This window comes from Phytoactinopolyspora endophytica (genome assembly GCF_004138495.1).
In the GTDB taxonomy this organism is placed as follows: domain Bacteria; phylum Actinomycetota; class Actinomycetes; order Jiangellales; family Jiangellaceae; genus Phytoactinopolyspora; species Phytoactinopolyspora endophytica.
Window position 1 is genome coordinate 399,445 of sequence record NZ_ML142852.1, and the last position, 20,288, is coordinate 419,732.

Genomic DNA, 20,288 nt, shown 5'->3' on the forward strand with positions numbered 1-20,288 from the left:
GGCGGCCGCGGCGCTCGACGCCCACTCAACGACCCTCGTGCTGCTCGTCGCGAGCAACGAGGCGGAGCGCACGAACGTCATCAAGTACGTCACGGCGGGCCACGTCGACGGCGTGCTGCTGATCTCCACTCACGAGAACGAGCCGCTCATCGCCTCGCTGCTGGAGGAGAACATACCCGCGGTCGCCTGCGGGATCCCGCTCGGATACTCCGACCGGGTGGCGTCGGTCTCGGTCGACGAGGCCGCCGGGGCCCGGACGATGGTCCGCAGCCTGCGCTCGTCCGGGCGCGAACGCATCGCCACCATCGCCGGACCGCCCGACACCCCGGGTGGCCGGTACCGGCTCGAAGGCTACCGGGACGAGCTGGGCGACCGCTTCGACGAGCGCCTCGTCGCCTACGGCGACTACAGCGCGGCGTCCGGTTCTGCCGCGATGGCGGAGCTCCTGGACCGCGCACCGGACATCGATGCGGTCTTCGCCGCCTCCGACCTCATGGCATCCGGAGCCCTGACCACTCTGCGCAAGCTCGGACGACCGGTGCCCGACGACATCGCCGTCGCCGGCTTCGACGACTCCGGCCTGGCCGCGACGCTTGACCCCCCGCTCACGACGATGCACCAGCCGTTCGACCGCATCAGCGCCGAGATGGTGACGCTGTTGCTCGACATCATCGACGGCGCACCCCGTAGATCGGTGACGCTGCCGGCCGACCTGGTAGTCCGCACGAGTACCTGAGCCGCGCTCAGGCCAATTCGCGACGCATGATCCACCGCGGGCGGCCGCCGCTACGACCCGAGGTGGGTCCGGCGCGGTGGAAGCCGTGCGCCTCGAACAGTCGCGTAGTGCCGACATACCCGCTGATCACGTCGACGCGCTCGTCGTCGCTCACCTCGACCGGGTATCCCTCGACCACCTCGGCACCATGAGCGGCGGCGTGTTCGACGGCACCGTCCAGCAGCGCATGCATCAGGCCCCGGCCACGATATCCGGCACGAACGACGAAGCAGACCGCGACCCAGGCGTCGCGCTCGCCCAGAAAGGGGATCGTGCGGGCGTTCATCAGCCGCCGATAGGTGCTGCGTGGCGCCACGGAACACCAGCCGGCCGGCGCATCGTCCACGTAGGCGATCACGCCCGGGCCCGGTTCCATGTCGCATAGCTGACGCATGAACTCCGGGCGCTCCTCGTTCGACACCCGCGAGTCTCGGTAGGACATGCACCAGCATCCCTTGCCGCCGGGTTTCTTGACCCCGACGACCTCAGCGAAGTCGGCGAATCGACCAACGGCGGATCGAACCTCCAGCGCCGGATCGGCATCGCCAGCGCTCTGGACGGTCTGCATGAGATCACGGTACGCGGAGACGCTGCGAATGGAAGACTGTCAGCAACGTGCCACCAATCGAACCCATACCGTGCTGGTCGAAGCGCTGGTGGACAAGTTGTGATGAGCCAGTCAAATGACCGGCACGGCAATCATATGACTGGTACGCCGGTCGCGAAGTCTCGTCGAACTCGCTGTGCAGGTCGTCCGGGTCGTGTACGGCGATGAGACCAGCAGCCACCGCCTCGCGGAGAAGCTTCGGGGCCTGCGGTGCGTTCGCTTGGGAGATGCCAGATCGCTCTCGGATGCTCGCGTTAGTTTCCTGTGGCTACAGCGACGTCGACAACCTGTCCGTCAGCAGCGAGACGAGAGCCTCGAGTTGAACGTCGGCTGCCGACCCCACCTCTTCGTCCGAACCGTCAAGTGCCCTGGCGGCCAACCCGGCCTTGCTGTCGATCAGCTCCGCGATCCTCGTGTCGATGGTCTGCGCGGCGATGATGCGCCAGGCGGTGACAGGTTCGGCCTGACCGATGCGGTGGACGCGGTCGATGGCCTGCGTCTGCTCGGCGGCGGACCACGAGAGCTCGGCGAGGACCATGTTGGAGGCGACCTGCAAGTTGAGGCCCACACCGGCAGCGGTCAGCGAGCAGACCGCGATGGAGACGTCAGGATCGTTCGTAAAGGCGTCGATGTTCTTCTGGCGCTGCTTCCCGGTCTGATCGCCCCGTATCGACGAGTAGCGCATGCCACGCTCGGTGAAGGCCTGCTCGGCGAAGTCCATCACGTCGACGTGCTTGGCGAAGAAGACGACCTTGCCCACGCTGCGGGCGAGCTGCGCGGCGTAATCGGCGGCCAAGCCGGCCTTGGCCTGGCCGATGCGGCGGATCATGCTGAACACGTTCTCGCTGGACTTCGCCGTCGCGGTATCGGCCAGCTCCCAGCCGGCGACCCGGCGCACGAGGTCGTGGTCAATTCCATGCGCGACGACGCCGGAGGTCCGCGCTTCGAGTGCGCTCTCGTAGCGCGACACGAGGCGGTCCGCGAGCTCGCGTTCGGCATCGCGGATCGAGCGGCCGACGGCGCCGTCGAGCTCAACGGGCAGGTCGGCCACACGGCGAGCGGGGATGTCGGCGGCGACCTCGGCCTTACGGCGGCGGACGATTCCCAGGTCGATCACGCCGGCGCGAGCGGCGACGGAGAACCCGGGATCCGCCGGTGTCAGGCCGGTCTCCTCCAGGGACTCCATCAGCTCGGCGCCCGGTTTCTTCTCGTCGATCCATCCGAGGAACTGCCAGATGGCCCTGAAGTCCTCGATGTCGTTGATCAGCGGAGTGCCGGTGAGCGCCATCAAGAGGGGCCGCACGGTGCGGGCCCGGATCTGTTCGGAGAGCTGGCGAACGTGCTGGGAGCGCTGGGACTTCTTGTTCTTGATGAAATGCGCCTCGTCAACCACCATGCCTCGGAAGCCGAGGTCCCCGAGCCATCCGATGTGACGATCGAGAAGTTCGTAGTTGACGATGATGATCTCGGCGAACCCGTCGATCGTGTCACCGTCTCCATGGACCACAGTGGCCGGGTGCGCCGGCGTCCACCGGCCGGCCTCACGTGCCCAGTTGGTCTTGACAACATTCGGCACGACGACGAGCAGCGGGTACGCGTTCGCGGCCTGTGCGGCAAGCAGCGCCTGAGCTGTCTTCCCCAGCCCTGGCTCATCGGCGAGCAGGAAGTTCCTGTGGCCGGACTCGGCTGCGGCGACCAGCTGTGCCTGGTGTGGCATCAGCTCCAGGCCATCCGGTGCTCGCAGCGAGGATGCTTCGGGAAGGGCCATGCAGGCCGATGCCCCGTCGGCGGCGTACTCGAACGAGTTGAGCAGAGGGCCGATCAGCTCCCAACCGGCCAGGCGGCGCGGGCGCGGCTCACTTGGGCCGACCGATGCGAAATCGGGAGCCAGGAAGGGATTGGCGAGTTGCCGGGAGACGACCGACTGCGGCACCACCTGACGCTTCGTCGTGGCGGTGGCGGGCGCTGGCGCGCTGGTGGTGACCTCGTCGGCGCGTGGCTCCAGGCCGGCCGCGATCAGCATGTCCCGCTTGAGCGATCTGGCCGCGTCGCCGATGACGGCGTCCTCAGCGAGCAGCGCCAGGAGCGACGCGTCGCGGGCGGCGACCTTCGCCAGGATCGTCGCGATCCCGTCGAGGCGCTTGAGCTGCTCGGTGCGGTACGTGTCACTTGTCGAGTCGTCCGTCTTGACGCGGGCACGTTCCTCACGCACCAGCAGGGCTATGACCTGAAATTCGGTGCGTATCGAGGGTGTCAACGGGCCGCGCTCAGCGGCCGCCTCGACGTCGCGGACGGCGCGCGCGAGGATCGGGATGATTCCGTCGTTGTCCCGGTCACGGGCCCGACGCCGGGATCGGGTGGTCGTTCGGGTAGCGCCGGGCTGGCGCTGAACGCCTCTAGCCAATCGTTCCTCCTCTTTCTGGTGTGCCGGGTCACCGGCGTCACCGTAGGCGAAGCCGCGAGCCGTGTTCCGGCCCGGGGACGCCGGTGCAGCAGCCAGCGGTGCCGATCCCGACGACGGGACTCGATCCCACCGATCGGCACAGGCAGCGGAGAAGACTCCCGGGAGAAGACACCCTCCGGGCACGCTTCACTACAGTGCGGCGCCGCACAGACCTGCGTCTCAAATTCTGCAACGCCACAGCGGCCCCACGTCTGGCTGTCCCCACTCCGGGAAGCAGCCTGTCAATGGACACACACATTGGGTGCTAACCGCCAACCCCCGAACGCGCCCAGAACGCAAATCGAGCGTCCCTTCGGACGGCACTGTGACTACCGTGAACGGCCTCGACCCGGTCAGTTGTTCTAGTGAGACGAATGTGGTGGAGCTGAGGGGATTCGAACCCCTGGCCTCCTCGTTGCGAACGAGGCGCGCTACCAACTGCGCCACAGCCCCCGGATCAAGACCTGGACGAGCTTACCATCCGACCACGCTGGGCAAGGAATCCGCTGGCCAGCGCGTCATATGCCCATGGTCCCCGGCAACCGCACGGTGCGCGGCACGTTCATTCGCCCACGGCCCGGCGCTTCTGAGGCAGCTCCTCCTCGGACATGTCGGCTGCGTCACCGTCCGCATCCGACGTCTCACGGGCGACGGGCGTGGCCGGTGGACGCGACGGGAGATCGAACGACCGGGCGTTCTCCAGGCGACCAGAAGTCCACGATCCGGCCTGTCCCAGATCGATCTTGCGCGCCACGCGCGGCGGAGCTTTCGGCTTGGTGACGTACGTCGGTAGCGGCACGTCGACAGGCTCCCAGGTGTCTCCGGCAGGCTCCTCCGGCTCGGCCGGCGCGTCCAGCACCGCGATCCTGGTGCCGTCGTCCACCTCCACTGGCGTCTCGTGGTCCGCCACATGTTCTGGCCCAGCGCTCTGATGAGCCATCCGGCGACGAACCGCTCTGCGCCGTTGATGCTGTGCAACCGCGGCCCTTCTCGCCAGCACCAGGAAGCCGCACAGCATCGTCCCGGCGAGCATCGGGGTCCAGCCGGGAAGGGGGCCCAGGAGAGTCCCGGCAACACCGACGACCGTGGCCACAAGCAATATCGTGAGCATCCGGCGACGACGACTCGCCGCTCGCGAGAACGTCTCCTCCAGCTGCCTGAGCGTCGGATCCGCCGCAGATAGCTCGCTACGCGACCCCGACCGCCCGGCATCGCCGTCGCTGCCTGACTCGGGCGCCGGGTCACTGCCCGAGGTGGCTCCCACACGGCCGGCTGAAGCGGCCCGCGACGTTGCCATCCCGGTGGCGTCCCCCGCGACGATGATCCGGGCGTCTATGCCTCCCGCGACCGTATGGTGCGGAGCGTGGATCGGACCGGATTTGCGCCGCAGCACCCGTACGCCATGCGCGGCGTCCGTCTCGCGCGCCCTTTCGACTTCCTCGTTGCGCCGTACCCACCGGGGAACAAGGACGGCCAGCCACGCGGCTACGATCGCCGCATAGATCAGGCCGCTGTACCCCATGACATCAGACGGTACGGTGCACAACGTCGCTGGCGGTGGACCTACGGCGGTGTGTCGCCGGTAACGGATGTGACTACTGTGACGGTTTGCCTACCGCCGCCGACGGCTCATCATGCCACGACGCGACTCATCATCGATGATCACGGGAGCCGTTGAGACGCGTGCCAGCGGTTCAGCAAGCCGTCCGGGACATCCTCGACGGTCAGCGCAAACGACCGGTGGTCACGCCAATCACCATCGATGTGCAGCAGTCTCGGGCGCACGCCCTCGTCCCGGAAACCGAGCTTCTCCACCACGCGCAGGGACGCCTGGTTCTCCGGCCGGATGTTCACCTCAAGCCGGTGCAGTCCGGCGGTGAAGAAGCAGTAGTCGACCGTGAGCGCCAACGCGGTGGGGATGATGCCGCGTCCGGCCAGCGCGCCGTCGACCCAATACCCCACCGTCCCCATCCGGGCCGAGCCCCAGATGATGTTGGAGACGCCCAGCTGGCCCGCCAGCCGGCCCTGGTAGGTCACCGCCCAGGACAGGGCCTCATCCGTTCGTCCCTGCGCCGAGTACATCCGCACCATCTGACGGAAGCTCATCGGCGGCGAGGACGACGACGGCGGTGGCGTCGCCTCCCAGCGACGCAGCCACTCCGCATTGCGTGACCGGATCTCTGCCCACGCCCGAGCGTCCCGGTACCGCAACGGCCGCAGCCCCACCGGCGGGTCATCCAGCTCGACCGGCCAGCCCAGCCGGGAACCCGTCTTCACGACGCGGCGCTCCTGGGATGGTCGCCACCCGCGATCTGATCGACGGCGTGGGCCAGCACGGGCTCCAAGACGGCAAGACCGTCCCGGACTCCACCCGTCGACCCCGGTAGGTTCACCACGAAAGTGCGCCCTGCCCGCCCGACGATTCCGCGGGACAGTACGGCCGTCGGTACCCCGTTGGCCCTGCCGTGCGCCCGGATCGCCTCGGCCAGCCCGGGCACCTGAACGTCCACCACCCGCAGTGTCATCTCCGGAGTCTGATCGTTCGGGTTCAGACCGGTGCCGCCCGTCGTCACGACGACGTCGTATCCCGCGTCGACGGCCTCCCGCAGAGCGGCCTCCACCTCCGGGCCGTCGGGGACGACCGTCGGGCCGTCGACGTCCGCACCGAGAGCGCGCAACCCATCGGCGAGCACCGGCCCGCTCCTGTCCTCGTACACACCGGCCGCAGCTCTGGTCGACACGGTCACTACCAACGCTCTCATCGGCCCGTCACCTGACGTCCTGTCATAACGACAGGACACTAGTGTGATCGTCCCTCACGCCGCCACGTACCCGAACGCCCACCAGTCTTCTCCTCCACCCGGATGTCCGTGATCACCGCACTCCGGTCGATCGCCTTCACCATGTCGACGACCGCGAGTGCCGCCGTCGAGACCGCGGTCAGCGCCTCCATCTCGACACCGGTCCGGTCGGCCGTGCGCACCGTGGCGGAGATCTCCACCGCGTCGTCAGCCACGGAGAGGTCCACGTCCACGCCGTGGATCGCGAGAGGATGGCACAGCGGCACCAGATCGGGGGTGCGCTTCGCCCCCTGGATGCCGGCGATACGCGCCACACCCAAGGCATCGCCCTTCGGAACGTCACCGGCTCGCAATGCGTCCACGACCTCGGGCGAGACCAGCACGCGGCCGCTCGCTCGAGCCGTTCGGGCCGTCACTTCCTTGGCCGACACATCGACCATGTGAGCCGAACCTTCGTCGTCGATGTGCGTCAGCCGCGATGTCACGCTCAGTCCTTTCTGTGTTCGAGCCTCATGGCGTCGACCACCTGCCCGGCTGTCACCTCGGTGATGTGCTCGGGCACGACGATCAGCGAGTTAGCGTAAGCCAGGTCGCCCAGGCGATGCGACTCCTGTGTGCCCAGCGGCGTGACCAGATAGGAGCCGTCCGACGAGGGCTGCAGCCGTGCCCGGGCGAACTGGCGCCTGCCTTCGGGGGAGCGCAAGGTCTGTTGCAGCACCGCTTTCACGCTCTGCCGGTGCAGGCGCGCGGCGCCGAACATCTTGCGTATCGCCGGGCGCACGAAGACCTCGAACGAGACGAACGCGCTGACCGGGTTGCCGGGAAGCGTGAAGATCGGTGTCGACTCCTCGCCGATGGTGCCGAAGCCCTGCGGTTTGCCGGGCTGCATCGCCACCTTTTCGAACGCCACGGTGCCAAGCCTGGACAGGACCTCTTTCACCACGTCATACGCGCCCGCGCTGACGCCACCGGTGGTGATCACCATGTCGGCGCGGACCAGCTGATCCTCGATCAGGCCCAGCAGCCGGTCCGGGTCGTCCGGCACCGGCGGTATCCGGTAGGCGAGGGCACCTGCCTCCCGGGCGGCGGCGGTGAGGCTGAACGAGTTCGAGTCGGTGATCTGGCCCAGTGCCACCGGGTTGCCCGGCTCGACCAGCTCGCTACCGGTGGAGATCACGACGATGCGCGGCTTCGGCCGAACGGCCACCCGGTCGCGGCCGACCGCGGCCAGCAGGCCGATCTGTGGGGCGCCGAGATACGTACCCGCTCCGAGCACCACGTCTCCGGAGTTCACGTCCTCCCCCGCGCGCCGGACGTGCGCGCTCGGCTTGGCGGGAGAGGTGATGCGGACCCGGGCGGTGCCACCGTCGGTGTGCTCCACCGGCACGACCGCGTCGGCACGTGCCGGCATCGGAGCGCCGGTCATGATACGCGCGGTCAATCCAGAGCTGATCGCGCTGACCTGGAGGTCCCCTGCGGCGATGTCCGCGACGACGGGCAGCTCGACGGGATCGTCCTCAGACGCGCCCGCCACGTCGTCGGCCAGCACCGCATATCCGTCCATAGCCGAGTTGTCGAACTGCGGAAGCGGCCACGGCGCCACCACGTCCTCGATGAGCACGCATCCGTGCGCGTCGAGCAACTGTACGTCCAGCGCCGGCAGGGGCCGGATTGTTTCGAGAATGTCCGAGAGGTGGTCGGCGACGCGTTTCACATCTTCACCGTTTCATAGCCTGTCCCTGTACGCGTGCAAGACCTGGCCGTCGAGCAGCCGGTAACAGATCACGCACCGTCCTCTGGCGGCAATGAGCCGACGAACTCCCGCAGCCAGCTGCGGAACTCCGGGCCGAGGTCCTTGCGCTCGCTGGCCAACCGTACCGTGCTGCGCAGGTAGTCCAGGCGATCGCCGGTGTCGTAGCGCCGGCCCCGGAAGACCACCGCATGCACGCCACCGCCGGATTCCGGGGACATGCCGGCGAGCGTCTTGAGCGCATCGGTCAACTGGATCTCCCCTCCCCGGCCGGGCGGCGTCTGCCGGAGCACGTCGAACACCGCGGGGTGCAGGACGTAGCGCCCGATGATCGCGAGGTTGCTCGGCGCGTCGCTCGGATCCGGCTTCTCCACCAGGTCGGTGACCTCGACGACGTCGTCCTCTGGCCCTGGTCCTGGCCGGATGGCGGCGCACCCGTACAGGTTGACCTGTGCCGGATCCACCTCGATCAACGCCACCACGCTGCCGCCGTAGCGCTGCTGGATGTCGAGCATCTGCGCGAGCAGCAGGTCTCGATGGTCGATGAGGTCGTCGCCCAGCATCACCGCGAACGGCTGATCTCCCACGTGCATCGCGCCGCACAGGACGGCATGGCCGAGGCCACGTGGGTCACCCTGCCGTACGTAGTGGATGTCACCGAGGACCTGCGACTTCCGGACCCGTTCCAGGCGGAAGTCGTCCCCTTTCTGCTCCAGCGCCGCTTCGAGCTCCCACGCCCGATCGAAATGATTCTCCAGGGAGCTCTTGTTCCGCCCCGTGACGAACAGGATGTCTTCAAGGCCCGCCGCCACAGCCTCCTCGACCACGTACTGAATAGCCGGTTTGTCGACTACCGGCAGCATCTCCTTCGGCGTCGCCTTGGTGGCGGGCAAGAACCTGGTTCCCAGTCCGGCGACGGGGATCACGGCCTTCGTCACAGCTTTGATCGGCGCATTCATGACGATACTTTACTTAACCCCGGCACGCTCTTCGACGCCGTCCCCACCATCGACCCCGTCGGCGGCTCGCAGTCGGCCGGGCAGCAACTCGCAGGCGTACCAGCCCATCACCGAGTACGGTGGCAGCGTGGCCACGTCCATCCGCGAGGCGAAAAGAGCCCTCCGTACACGCATCGCCGCCAACCGCGCGGCGCTGGACGCGACCGCGCTGTCCGCGCGCGCACGATCATTGCGGGACATACTGCACGAGGTACCCGAGATCGCCTCTGCCGAACGGGTCGCTGCATACGTGTCCGTCGGAGACGAGCCGGGTACCGGACAGCTCATCGACGACCTGTACGAGCGCGGTATCGAGGTACTGCTGCCGGTGCTGATGCCGGACTTCGACCTGGACTGGGGCATCTATCGCGGCCCGACGTCGCTGGCCTCCGCACCTCGTGGGCTGCTCGAGCCGACCGGGCCCACGACTGGGCCGGAGGCAGTGCGCGAGGCCGACGTCGTCCTTGTGCCTGCGCTGGCGGTCGACCGCCGGGGCACTCGCCTCGGCAAGGGCGGCGGGTGTTATGACCGGGTGCTGGCCCGGCTGAGCGGCCGTGTCCCGGCGTTCATCCTGCTGCACGACGGCGAGATACTCGACATGCCGATCCCGCACGAGCCGCATGACGTCCGGGTCAGCACCGCGGTGACGCCGTCCGGAATCCATCACGTCGGAGACCACTGAGCGGCAGTGCACTTCGTGGCCTCCGGTAACACTCGCGTGGTCCGCCCGGGCCCAAAGCGTCACGTGAGGCCACGAGGTCTCACCCGGCTGAAGGAGTCTCACGGGGCGTGAACACGAGCCTGTGCTCGCCGGCCCGTCGCACATCCTCTTCCTCCGAGCGCATCGGCAGCATCCCGCCGCTTTGCCACAACTCGGTCTGATCGCCGTAATGCTCGTGGTACGGATGTCCGCTCACCCCGGTGAGATCCACCCATCGCGAGGCATCGACGTCGCCGAGGTCCACGATCATCCGCATCGAGGGCACCCAGGTCACCTCGTAGCCGTCCTCCGGCACCCAGGCGGTGGCCAGCACCGTGGACGTGCCTCCGCCGACGGAGGCGGGACCCTGGTTGAACAGGCCTTCGATCAGTCCGAACCCGGAGGTTCCGAAGGTCGGCTCGACGAGTGTCAGCTCGTGCGAGCGGCCCCACTCCCACGTCGACGCGTCTTTCCCCTGCACCTGGGTCATCTCGTCGCGTGCTCGGTCAGCAGCGCGAGCCAGGATGTCGTCGCGGGTCTCCACGCGGTCGGTGTCGACGTCGTCCCAGTACGGGTCGTCCGGCGATTCCAGCAGGCCTCGCATCACCTCGAACCAGCGACCGCCACCACTGGGCCATTGGTCCTCGTCGAGCTCGTCGTGGAACGTCAGCTCCAGCACGTGCCGCCACACGGCGTTGAAGTACGCCGCCGCACCCGACTCCGGCTTCTGCGCGAAGTCCCAGTCCCGCAGCAGCCGCAGACCGTCTCCGTAGTACCCCGCAGGCGCCTCGAGCTCGAGCAGATATGGGACGAGGACCTCGGCGGCCGCGCTGTGGCTGTCCATCTGGATCTCGGCCATGGAGTCCACGTCGACCGTGCCGTCGCCGGCGGTCGCCTCACCGAGCAGCTCTCCGATACGACCTGCCCGATGTCCCGCGTCGAAGTCGGCACTGAGCAGGAACGGGTACGCATCGCTGGTCACCGGCTGGTTCGCGGTCACGATCATGCCGTCGTCGGGGTTGAACACGGTCGGCAGGTCTTCGAACGGGATATAGCCCACCCATTCGTGCTCGTCGGTCCAGCCAGGAACGGGGTAGCGTCCGTCCCCGCCGCTGCGTACCGGGATCCTGCCCGGCGCCTGGTATCCGATGTTGCCGTCGACGTCGGCATAGACCAGGTTCTGCGCGGGCACATCGAACAGGGCGGCGGCAGAACGGAACGACTCCCAGTCCTGCGCGGTGTTGAGCGCGAAGATCGCATCGGCGGTGTTGCCCGGCTCCAGGGCGGTCCACTGCAAGGCGACTCCATAGCCCTCGCCTGGGTCCGGAGCGTCCTCCGCGGATTCGACGGATGCCCTGGTACCGACGTCGCGCATCAGGTCGTCGTGATCGGAGATCAACGGTCCGTGCCGGGTCGACCGCACGGTGATCGTGACATCCTCGCCACCCGCGACCTCGATCGTCTCCTCACGTGTCTGCATCGGGACCCGGTCGTCGCCGATCCGGTAGGTGTCGCCCTGGACGTCCTCCAGATAGAGGTCGGTGACGTCCGCGCCCAGGTTCGTGAAGCCCCACGCGATCTGGCCGTTGTGCCCGATCACCACACCCGGCAAGCCGGAGAACGAGAACCCCGTGACGTCGAACGGACACTCCGGGCCGACGTCGCGGCAGTGCAGTCCCACCTGGTACCAGACGGAAGGCATCTCCGGCGAGAGGTGCGGGTCATTCGCCAACACAGGCGCGCCGCTCTCGGTGTGCGAGCCATCCACCACCCACGAATTCGACCCGATGCCGTCGCCGTCACCTAGCAACGACGGCGCGGCTCGCAGGGCATCGGCGGCGTCGCGCAACACCGCCTCGGCCTCGTCCAGCGGCACCGGTTCGCCATCGTGCCCAGCGATCGCCTCGGGTACGTGCGACGGCAAGTAGCGGTCATCGACGATCGGCGCACCGACGTCGGCGTCGTAAAGCGGATAGAGCTGCTCCACCCGCTCCAGCGGCAGCTCCGCGGCGATCAGCGACCGGTCGATCTCGTCCTCGATATTGCCACGCAGGTCCCAGGCCATCGCCTTCAGCCAGGCCAGAGAGTCGATCGCGGACCAGCGGTACGGTGTGGTCTCGCCTCCGGTAACGCCGAGCAGGGTGTACGCGAAGGCAAGGTCGCCACCGGAGCGCTCGCTCAGCCAGGCGTTGACGCCATCGGCATAGGCCTGTAGGTAGCGCCTGGTCTCAGGCTCGAGTAGCGGGAGCTCCTGCTTGGCCACCTCTCGCCAGCCCATGCTGCGGACGAACGCATCAGTCTCGACCTGGTCCTCGCCGAACAGCTCCGACAGCCGGCCCGCCGTCGCGTGCCTGCGGACGTCCATCTCCCAGAACCGGTCCTGAGCGTGAACATACCCCTGGGCGCGGAACAAGTCCTCCGAGGAGTCAGCGTAGATATGCGGTATGCCGTGCTCGTCGCGGATCACCTCGACCTCACCGCTGAGCCGGGGTAGCTCCACGGTGCCGTCGTACTCAGGATACGGGCGGCGGATCGACCAGACAGTGAAGACAGTGACAGCCACGAGCGCGAGGACGACGACACCTGCCGTCACCGACAGCGCGAGGGCGATCCGACGACGAGTCACCGGCACAGCGTAGGGGACATGCTTTCGGCCTGTCCTCCACGGTGGATGTCACGCGGCAGCTGATCCAGCCGTCTGCCCTCGGCAGGCAGCTATGCCACCGGAGCGTGTGAAATGGAAGGTTCCAGCCTTTACCTTCTGCCATAAAGGCTCTAGCCTTGCGCAGTCGAAGTGGAGGATCTAGCCTTGCCATGTGCTGGCGTATGTCCTCACCGTCGACCAGCGACGCAGCCGCCGCGGGCGTGATCTGGTCGAAGAGGCCCTGACGATGCTCAATCGCGACGTACCCGACCCTCTGCTGAGCTTCGAACGCACGACTGGAGACGAACTCCAGGGTGCGCTCACTGACGTAGGTCACGTCATCCGTGCTTCACTAGCGCTCATGCGACAGGGGACGTGGAGCGTGGGGATCGGTATCGGCGACGCTGAAGAGCCGCTGCCGGACAGCACCCGCGCAGCCCGCGGCACGGCGTTCATCCACGCCCGCGACGCGGTCGACGCCGCCAAGCGGCGCCCACAGACCATCGCCGTCGCCGGCCCTGATGATCGAGCGCACGACGCCGACGCGTTGCTCACTCTTCTCGCCGGGCTCATCTCCAAACGCACCGCCGCCGGCTGGGAGGCCATCGACCTGATGGAGGCCGGATACACGGTCGCGGACGCCGCCGAACGTCTCGACGTCACCAGGCAGGCCATCGGGCAACGCCTAGCCGTCGCGCTGTGGCAGCAGGAGAAGGATGTGCACCCGCTGGCCGCCCGGCTACTCGAGGAGGCCGCGGGATGATCACCGTCGCGTTCCTGGCGGGCGCCGCCGTCGTCGGCACCGTGCTCTGGTACCTCGTCGACCGGAACCGGGATCGGATCTCGACGATGATGGCCGTGCTCGCCGCCGCAGCGCCGCTCGTCCTGCTCGGCATCGCCACGCTGCTCGCCTTGGGCCACTCGGAGACGGGAAGTTGGACCCTGCGCACGGGTCACGCTGTCGCCGTCGTCGCGGCGGTACCCGGCGGGCTTGTGGTGACAGCGGTCCTGCGGCTGGCCGACCGGTCTCCCCTGGCCCGCGGGACGTCACCAGCCCAAGGCTGGACGGCCGGCGCTCCGGATCGCACCGGGAACGTCTCACCCTCGGTCCCGCCGCCACCGCCGCCACCGCCGTTGACATCGTCGTTCTCCGGCCCTTCAGCATCGATGCCTGGAATGCCGCCGGTCTTCACATCATCGCCGCCAGCCGAGCCGGCCGCGGCGACGCCGCATGCGGCTGACGTGCAGACCTTCTCGAACCCGGACACATTGCGCGGCGGCGCCACGATCGGTGTCCTCGAACGTGCCGCCTTCATCATCGCCATGCTCGCCGGCTGGCCTGAAGGCCTCGCGCTCATCCTGGCCCTGAAAGGGCTTGGCCGGTATCCCGAGTTGCGCAGACCCTCCGCACCCGAGAGGTTCATCATCGGCACGTTCGCCAGCATTCTGTGGGCAGCCGCCGTCGCCGGCGTCGTCGTCGCTCTCCGCGCCTGAGAGAACGCAGCTCGGCCGCGGTCGGCCGCGGACCGGCATGCATCACCGTCAACGCCGGTAGAGCCGCGCAGAGCGCCGGGAGAGCCCCGCCGGTGGTGCTTCTGAGACCGCCGTCACGTGGACAAAAGTGTGACCGAGGGCGCATTATTAGCAGTCGGGGTCCATGAGTGCTAACGTGGACGAGTTCAGAGCATGGAGGACGACGAGTGCCCACGTACCAGTACACCTGCACCGACTGCGGCGAGCCGTTGGAGGTGGTGCAGAGTTTCACTGACGACGCACTGACCGAGTGCCCGGCCTGCAACGGCCGGCTACGCAAGGTCTTCTCCGCCGTGGGCGTGGTGTTCAAAGGTTCCGGCTTCTACCGGAACGACAGCCGCACGGAGGGCTCCAAGAACGGATCTTCGGCAAGCGCGAAGACCGACTCGTCGAACGGCTCCAGCTCCGAAAGCTCGTCAGAGTCGTCCGGGTCGTCCTCGTCCGACTCGTCGACGTCTTCGTCCAGCTCGGCGTCCTCGTCCAGTTCGTCGGAATCGTCCGGATCGTCCACCAACGGCGCCGGCACCTCGTCGTCCAGCAAGACACCCGCTCCGTCCTCCACGTAAGCCTGCCGGCCCATTCCGGCCGCCGCCCACCCAGAACAGCGCCAAGCCGGCCTTGTGGATAACTCCCATGCATGGTTCTGATCGCCTAAGGTCGCGTTGCATGGAGAGCGGACGCATCCGGGTGGCACATTTCGCGCGAGCAGTGGCATGGCGACGGCGCCTGCTAGCTGCGGGCTTAGCGGCCGGGGCGGTGGCGATGGCGATCGAAGCGGCATCCTCCTCGGCACCTGTCGGCACCGAGATTCACGTCGCCGCGCGTGACCTCGACGGAAGCACCGTTATCCAGCCCGACCACCTCATCACCACGACGGTCCCGCCCGAAGCACATCCCGACGGTGTTCTGGACGCGAAAGACGCGGTCGGCGGGGTGCTGGCCGGCCCGATCCGCGCGGGTGAACCCGTCACCGACCGCCGGCTGGTCGGCCCCTCACTGCTCGACGGGTGGGGCGACGATCTCGTGGCTAGCCCAGTACGGATTGCCGACGCCGGCGCCGCCGCACTCATCCGCGTCGGCGATCGGATCAACCTCCTCGCGGTGGCGGCGGACGGAGCCCACGGCGCGCACGTCGTCGCTGCCGACATCCCCGTGCTGTCGGTAGACCGCGACAGCGGCGACACGTCCACCGGTGGGACATTACTCACGGTGGCGGCGACGCCAGAGCAAGCGGCTGAACTCGCGCAGGCCGAAGTGACGTCCCGGCTGTCGTTCACTATCGGCAGCGCTGGCCACCGTTAGTCTGTCCGCGGTAGGAAGCGCCTCGAACGCAGAGCACGGCAGCACGATGCGGTGCCGGGGTGCTTCACGCGACAAGATCGAGGAGTAGAACCATGCTCAAAGGCTTCCGGGAGTTCATCAGCCGGGGAAACGTCGTTGACCTCGCAGTTGCTGTCGTCATCGGCGGCGCGTTCGCGCTGGTGATAGATGCGGTCGTGACGGGCTTAGTGAACCCACTGGTCGCCGCGATCTTCGGAGAACCGGACCTGACTCGAGTGGCGACGTTCACCATCAACAACGCCGAGTTCTCCATCGGGCTGATCCTCGACGCGCTCTTCAACTTCCTGATGATCGCTGCCGCGATCTACTTCTTCATCGTCATCCCGATCAACAAGCTGCGCGCACGCAGGGCTCAGGAAGAAGCGGAGGAGACCGCCGAAGAAATCACCCTGCTTCGTGAGATCCGGGACGAACTCCGCGCTTCCCGATCCTGACGTTATCGATACGGGATAGAAGACGTGTCTCAGCTGTGCGAGGATAACGCCTCGTGACCGCTAAACGACTATTACGTTCGATCGGGTTAGCCGGCATGGCGTTAGCTTTGACTGGCTGTATCAAGATGGACATGGACCTGACCATCAACGAGGACGAGACCGTCGACGGAACGATGATCACCGGCGTCAGCTCGGAGTTCATATCGATGGCCGAAATGAGCGACGATCCAGCCGCGGGCGACATGTCCGGCCTCGAGGACCTCACCGAGTTCAATCCGGATGACTTCCCCGACGGAGCCTCGGCGACCCCGTACGACGACGGCACCTACGAGGGTCAAGAGGTGACCTTCAACGGCGCGCCACTATCGGAGTTCGAGGGAACCACAGACGGCGATCTGTCGATCGAGCGGCAAGGCGACGAGTACGTTGTCTCCGGCACTCTCGACTTGTCCGACATGGACACGAGCGATCTCGACGAGCTGGAAGGCATGGAGGACGTGCCTCCCGGCATGCTCGACGGGATGATGGACTTCGACATGAGGATCGCCGTCACGTTCCCCGGCGAAGTCACCGACCACAACGGTGAGCTCGACGGCACGACAGTCACCTGGATCCCCGAAGTGGGTCAGCCCAACGAGGTGTTCGCCCGCGCGCAGGCCTCCGGCGGTGCGGTTCCGGGAGACACCTCCGAGGAGGACGACGCGACCGACGGAGAATCGGCCCAGGATGACCAGGACGAACCGTCGACAGACGACGACACTGACGCGGTCGCCGCATCCGGCGACGACGACGGGCTTCCCGCCTGGTTGTGGGTCGTGATCGGTGTGGGGGCAGCGCTGATCATAGGACTGTTGTTCTTCGCGCTGGCCCGGCGGAACAAGGGAGAGGCACAGCCGGCCACAGCCGGCGCCTACCCACAGCAGGGTTACGGCCAGCAACCGCCCTCACAGGGCTATGGCCAGCAGCAGCCACCCGCGCCGCAAGGCTACGGCCAGCAGCAGCCACCGCCGCCACAGGGCTACGGTCAGCAGCAGCCACCCGCGCCGCAAGGCTACGGCCAGCAGCAGCCACCGCCGCAGCAGGGCTACGGTCAGCAACCACCCACTGCTCCGCCTCCCGGAAGTCATGGCCAGCCGCCCGCGGCGCCACCGCCGGGTGGCGAACAGGCGCCTCAGTAAAGAGCCTCAGACGAACGATCCCGGTGCGAGTCGAGCGGAGCATTCCTCCCAACTCGCACCGGGATCCTTAGTCCGACCCGGCGAACTCCATCAGGCACCAACGCCCTGCAGCGGACTGCCGGCAGGGGACACTAGCTCCAGTGAGGCGGGCGCTCATCCAGCAGCCGCCGATCATTGGAGCTGTCTTCATCGCCCCATCCATGCGACGACTCGTCCTCGGTGGTGTCGGGGAGGATCTCGAGGTCGTCCTCCCACCCGTTTGGTGTGCTCACAGCTGCATTACTCCCTAACGTTCTGATGAAGCCGCCACAAGCCTAGATCGTCGGCACCTGCTCATCATCCTGATTCACCAAGAGTTCAGCCACGGTCCCCGCCACGGCGGCTCAGCACGACACAGCGGTGTCTCACAGCGCGTTCTCGATGGCGATCTCTGTGCAGTCGGCCTGTGGTTCGGCGAACGTCAGCACCCGCTCTGCTTCCTCGCCAACGGCCCGGTGGTCAGCCCTCAGCAAGCGCCGGAACGGTTGCACCCGAAGTGTCGCGGACCGTCGTTCTTTGGTGATACGCCAGCTTCCCGCCACCATACCGTCAACCAGGAAGAAGTTCGGTGTCACGCCGTTTCTGGTGCTCAGCCGTTTCATGTCTTGGTCGCTGACTACCCGGGTGCGATCGGCGTGCGATCGAATCAGGTTGTCGAAGTCGGGCAAGAGCCGCACGGGCGCGGGGGTATCAGGATCGGGGCGGGGTGCGTCCGGAAGGTCGAACAGCTCCTTGCCGTTCTCGGCACGGAAGACACGGAGCTGCGGTCGCAACCGGTCGACGACCTCACGGAGCCTGGTGAGTCCCGACCACATCTGCACGTCGACGACGCTCGCCGGACCGAACGCCTTCAGGTAGCGCAGAACCATCGCCTCGATAGACGGGGTGGGATCCAGTTCCCGTCCAAGCCAGGACTCCGCGGTGGTCAACCGGGCCTGGCCACTCTTGCCCCAGACCGCCCGAGGCGGAGCCTGAATCAGCGCCAGGAGCCCACGGGCGGCATATGCCAAGGACGCTGGATCATGGCCCGGGAACCTCTCCGCCAGCAACGGCGCCAACTCTGCGCTGGTGCGCGGAGTGTCCGCGAGAAGCGACTGCACGACCGGCACGAACTCGGCCGGATCGAGCCCTCGGACACCGGCCGCGTATTGCGTGTTGGTGTCCAGGTCACGGTCGAAGATCCGCTGCGTCAGGGGACGGAAGGTCAAGCAGTCCGCCGCCGTCAGCATGTGCACAGTGCCGCGCATGGCCGCGATTCGCACGACGGCGCGGTCCTCCAGCAATTGGCCGAGCTCACCGGGGTCGAAATCCGCCACACGCGACCAGAGCTGAAAGTACGGTGAGTACGGCGCCTGCGCCTGCAGCCCGGCCAGATGCTCGACGGCTTGCAATGGCGTCACCTCAGATCGCCGCAGGAGAAGCTGCCGCTCCAGCGTGGCGCGGTTCAACGCCCGTTGGGACAGCACACCATCACCGTTTGTGGTTTGCACGCGGCCGGTCGTTGCGGAAACTGACGGGCCCCGGCTGGGGCCGGCGACGGCTGTGGATTTCGACATGGAGCGACCTCTCGGCTTCCTTCTGGCGCGGCACAGGCGGACGACGGCAAGCAGACGTGGAGTCAGCGGAGCTGACGGAAGAACTCGCGGATGTCGGGGACGAGCACCTCTGGCGCCTGGTGCGCGGAGTAATGACCGCCCGTGTCGTACGTGTTCCACTGGATGATGTTCTGGTGGTCGCGCGCGGCGAACCGCCGCATCGACACGAAGTCGTTCGCGAAGCCGGCCAGCCCGAGCGGGACCGTGGTCGGCTCCGTCGGTTCCTCGGCATGGTTGCCTTCATAGTAGAACCGAGCCGACGACGCCGCCGTGTTGGTGAGCCAGTAGATCATCACGTTCGTGAGGATGAAGTCGTCGCTCACCGCGCCCTCGCCGAACAGCTGCGCATTCCAGGCCAGCTGACCGACCGGCGAGTCGGCCAGGGCGTGGGCCAGAGTCTGCGGCTGTGTGGACTGCAACTGGTTGAAGGCGCCCATCTTCTCCCAGAACCATTTCAGGTGGTCCAGACCCGCAAGCTCCTCCTCGGAGAGGCCCTCCATCTCGGCGGGGTCGCCGGAGGGGAACGAGAAGATCTGCGTCACGTGCACGCCCGCGACATGTTCGCCGTCGACCCGGCCGACCTCCGGCGAGATCAACGAACCGCCGTCGTTGCCGTGCAGTCCGTAACGCTCGTAGCCGAGCCGGTCCATCAGCTTCGCCCACGTCTGAGCGATGCGCTGCTTGTTCCAGCCTTTCTCGGTCGTGGGCCCGGAGAACCCGAAGCCGGGAATCGAGGGAATGACCAGATGGAAGGCGGCGGACGGGTCGCCCGAGTGGGCTCGCGGGTTGGTCAGTGGCTCGATCACGTCGAGGAACTCGACGATCGATCCGGGCCAACCGTGGGTGAGCAGCAGCGGGAACGCGTCCGGTTCTGGCGAGCGGACATGCAGGAAGTGGATGTTCTGACCGTCGATCTCGGTGGTGAACTGCGGGTAGGCGTTCAGCCTGGCTTCCCAGGCCCGCCAGTCGTATCCGTCCTTCCAGTACTCGACCAGCCTCGTGACGTAGTCGAGCGGCACGCCGTAGTCCCATCCGGCATCCGGAAGCTCTTGGGTGAATCGCGTCCGGGTGAGGCGCAGGTTCACGTCGTCGAGCTCGGCCTTCGGAATGTCGATGGTGAACGGGCGGATCTCGCCGGACGCGGAACTCGCGGGGGTGGTGCTGGCCTGCTGGGCGGCGCCGGCGGCGCTTGCTGTGTTCGTCATGACAGGGACGCTACGGTCTATTGCGGAAGACTTTGTTCCGCAATATCTGCCATTCTTGAAGAATGTTGGAAACGTCGGCACGGCTGCTACGGCTGCTGTCACTCCTGCAAGTACGCCGGGACTGGACCGGCGCCGAGCTGGGCGCCAGGCTGAACGTCTCGGCTCGCACCATCCGCAACGACATCGAAAAGCTGCGGACGCTGGGCTATCCGGTCACCGCCACGCCTGGCGTCGCGGGCGGCTAC

At 67.2% G+C, this 20,288-nt stretch carries 22 protein-coding genes and 1 tRNA gene; 9 read left to right on the top strand and 14 right to left on the bottom strand.

The window, feature by feature from the left end:
* Positions 1–736 (top strand): LacI family DNA-binding transcriptional regulator (locus ELR45_RS10220; protein ID WP_240759445.1); only part of this gene is annotated, 736 nt, incomplete at its 5' end.
* Positions 737–743: 7 nt separating this feature from the next.
* Here ELR45_RS10220 and ELR45_RS10225 read toward each other — a convergent pair.
* The 10 genes from ELR45_RS10225 to ELR45_RS42055 form a co-directional block, all read right to left on the bottom strand.
* Positions 744–1,343, bottom strand: a complete 600-nt coding sequence (locus ELR45_RS10225) for a GNAT family N-acetyltransferase (protein WP_129665620.1) — start codon at positions 1,341–1,343, stop codon at positions 744–746.
* Between the two features lie 307 nt (positions 1,344–1,650).
* Complete coding sequence (locus ELR45_RS10230) at positions 1,651–3,786, bottom strand: DEAD/DEAH box helicase (RefSeq protein ID WP_129665622.1); 2,136 nt, start codon at positions 3,784–3,786, stop codon at positions 1,651–1,653.
* A gap of 416 nt (positions 3,787–4,202) precedes the next feature.
* Positions 4,203–4,278, bottom strand: a tRNA-Ala gene (locus ELR45_RS10235).
* Positions 4,279–4,387: 109 nt separating this feature from the next.
* A complete protein-coding gene (gene sepX, locus ELR45_RS10240; protein WP_129665624.1) occupies positions 4,388–5,347 on the bottom strand; it encodes a divisome protein SepX/GlpR in 960 nt (319 codons plus the stop codon).
* Positions 5,348–5,487: 140 nt separating this feature from the next.
* Positions 5,488–6,102, bottom strand: a complete 615-nt coding sequence (locus tag ELR45_RS10245; RefSeq protein WP_129665626.1) for a GNAT family N-acetyltransferase — start codon at positions 6,100–6,102, stop codon at positions 5,488–5,490.
* A complete protein-coding gene (locus ELR45_RS10250; RefSeq protein WP_129665628.1) occupies positions 6,099–6,587 on the bottom strand; it encodes a MogA/MoaB family molybdenum cofactor biosynthesis protein in 489 nt (162 codons plus the stop codon). The genes ELR45_RS10245 and ELR45_RS10250 overlap by 4 nt, the downstream gene beginning before the upstream one ends.
* A gap of 38 nt (positions 6,588–6,625) precedes the next feature.
* Entirely contained in the window at positions 6,626–7,117 is a 492-nt protein-coding gene (moaC, locus tag ELR45_RS10255; protein ID WP_129665630.1) for a cyclic pyranopterin monophosphate synthase MoaC, read from the bottom strand.
* Entirely contained in the window at positions 7,114–8,340 is a 1,227-nt protein-coding gene (glp, locus tag ELR45_RS10260) for a molybdotransferase-like divisome protein Glp (protein WP_129665632.1), read from the bottom strand. Before glp ends, moaC begins: the two co-directional genes overlap by 4 nt.
* A gap of 68 nt (positions 8,341–8,408) precedes the next feature.
* Complete coding sequence (gene galU, locus ELR45_RS10265; protein WP_129665634.1) at positions 8,409–9,335, bottom strand: UTP--glucose-1-phosphate uridylyltransferase GalU; 927 nt, start codon at positions 9,333–9,335, stop codon at positions 8,409–8,411.
* Between the two features lie 9 nt (positions 9,336–9,344).
* Positions 9,345–9,470 (bottom strand): hypothetical protein, encoded by a 126-nt coding sequence (locus tag ELR45_RS42055; RefSeq protein ID WP_276320666.1) that lies wholly within the window; start codon positions 9,468–9,470, stop codon positions 9,345–9,347.
* Between ELR45_RS42055 and ELR45_RS10270 the strand changes: the two genes are divergently transcribed.
* Positions 9,463–10,056, top strand: a complete 594-nt coding sequence (locus ELR45_RS10270) for a 5-formyltetrahydrofolate cyclo-ligase (protein ID WP_240759449.1) — start codon at positions 9,463–9,465, stop codon at positions 10,054–10,056. The two genes, ELR45_RS42055 and ELR45_RS10270, sit on opposite strands and share 8 nt — an antisense overlap.
* Before the next feature lie 79 nt (positions 10,057–10,135).
* On the opposite strand, the gene ELR45_RS10275 is transcribed toward ELR45_RS10270, so the two are convergent.
* Positions 10,136–12,700 (bottom strand): penicillin acylase family protein, encoded by a 2,565-nt coding sequence (locus ELR45_RS10275; protein ID WP_205856331.1) that lies wholly within the window; start codon positions 12,698–12,700, stop codon positions 10,136–10,138.
* Between the two features lie 190 nt (positions 12,701–12,890).
* Here ELR45_RS10275 and ELR45_RS10280 point away from each other — a divergent pair, with 190 nt between their 5' ends.
* From ELR45_RS10280 to ELR45_RS37380, 6 genes are all read left to right on the top strand, one after another.
* A complete protein-coding gene (locus ELR45_RS10280) occupies positions 12,891–13,481 on the top strand; it encodes a hypothetical protein (protein ID WP_205856332.1) in 591 nt (196 codons plus the stop codon).
* Complete coding sequence (locus ELR45_RS10285) at positions 13,478–14,212, top strand: hypothetical protein (protein ID WP_205856333.1); 735 nt, start codon at positions 13,478–13,480, stop codon at positions 14,210–14,212. Before ELR45_RS10280 ends, ELR45_RS10285 begins: the two co-directional genes overlap by 4 nt.
* Before the next feature lie 206 nt (positions 14,213–14,418).
* Positions 14,419–14,817: an FmdB family zinc ribbon protein gene (locus tag ELR45_RS42630; RefSeq protein ID WP_129665640.1), complete on the top strand. Its 399-nt coding sequence runs from the start codon at positions 14,419–14,421 to the stop codon at positions 14,815–14,817.
* 100 nt (positions 14,818–14,917) lie between these two features.
* Positions 14,918–15,553 (top strand): SAF domain-containing protein, encoded by a 636-nt coding sequence (locus tag ELR45_RS10295; protein WP_165367651.1) that lies wholly within the window; start codon positions 14,918–14,920, stop codon positions 15,551–15,553.
* Between the two features lie 92 nt (positions 15,554–15,645).
* Complete coding sequence (gene mscL / locus ELR45_RS10300; protein WP_129665644.1) at positions 15,646–16,026, top strand: large conductance mechanosensitive channel protein MscL; 381 nt, start codon at positions 15,646–15,648, stop codon at positions 16,024–16,026.
* A gap of 131 nt (positions 16,027–16,157) precedes the next feature.
* Positions 16,158–17,204, top strand: coding sequence for an LppM family (lipo)protein (locus ELR45_RS37380; protein WP_205856334.1), 1,047 nt, complete (start codon positions 16,158–16,160; stop codon positions 17,202–17,204).
* 131 nt (positions 17,205–17,335) lie between these two features.
* On the opposite strand, the gene ELR45_RS34925 is transcribed toward ELR45_RS37380, so the two are convergent.
* The 3 genes from ELR45_RS34925 to ELR45_RS10315 form a co-directional block, all read right to left on the bottom strand.
* The gene (locus tag ELR45_RS34925) at positions 17,336–17,476 is read right to left on the bottom strand and encodes a hypothetical protein (RefSeq protein WP_165367652.1); all 141 of its coding nucleotides are present in this window, start codon (positions 17,474–17,476) and stop codon (positions 17,336–17,338) included.
* A 132-nt stretch (positions 17,477–17,608) separates the two neighbouring features.
* Complete coding sequence (locus ELR45_RS10310) at positions 17,609–18,733, bottom strand: winged helix DNA-binding domain-containing protein (RefSeq protein WP_205856335.1); 1,125 nt, start codon at positions 18,731–18,733, stop codon at positions 17,609–17,611.
* A 128-nt stretch (positions 18,734–18,861) separates the two neighbouring features.
* A complete protein-coding gene (locus ELR45_RS10315; RefSeq protein WP_129665648.1) occupies positions 18,862–20,043 on the bottom strand; it encodes an epoxide hydrolase family protein in 1,182 nt (393 codons plus the stop codon).
* Positions 20,044–20,105: 62 nt separating this feature from the next.
* Here ELR45_RS10315 and ELR45_RS37385 point away from each other — a divergent pair.
* On the top strand, positions 20,106–20,288 hold a 183-nt coding region (locus ELR45_RS37385; protein ID WP_205856336.1), incomplete at its 3' end, for an HTH domain-containing protein.

Bases quoted from the DNA above. Each gene is read 5' to 3' on its own strand.
- ELR45_RS10250 (WP_129665628.1), bottom strand. From the start codon at position 6,587: ATGAGAGCGTTGGTAGTGACCGTGTCGACCAGAGCTGCGGCCGGTGTG.
- ELR45_RS10225 (WP_129665620.1), bottom strand. From the start codon at position 1,343: ATGCAGACCGTCCAGAGCGCTGGCGATGCCGATCCGGCGCTGGAGGTT.
- ELR45_RS10315 (WP_129665648.1), bottom strand. From the start codon at position 20,043: ATGACGAACACAGCAAGCGCCGCCGGCGCCGCCCAGCAGGCCAGCACC.
- ELR45_RS37380 (WP_205856334.1), top strand. From the start codon at position 16,158: ATGGACCTGACCATCAACGAGGACGAGACCGTCGACGGAACGATGATC.
- sepX (WP_129665624.1), bottom strand. From the start codon at position 5,347: ATGGGGTACAGCGGCCTGATCTATGCGGCGATCGTAGCCGCGTGGCTG.
- galU (WP_129665634.1), bottom strand. From the start codon at position 9,335: ATGAATGCGCCGATCAAAGCTGTGACGAAGGCCGTGATCCCCGTCGCC.
- ELR45_RS10295 (WP_165367651.1), top strand. From the start codon at position 14,918: ATGGAGAGCGGACGCATCCGGGTGGCACATTTCGCGCGAGCAGTGGCA.
- mscL (WP_129665644.1), top strand. From the start codon at position 15,646: ATGCTCAAAGGCTTCCGGGAGTTCATCAGCCGGGGAAACGTCGTTGAC.
- ELR45_RS10285 (WP_205856333.1), top strand. From the start codon at position 13,478: ATGATCACCGTCGCGTTCCTGGCGGGCGCCGCCGTCGTCGGCACCGTG.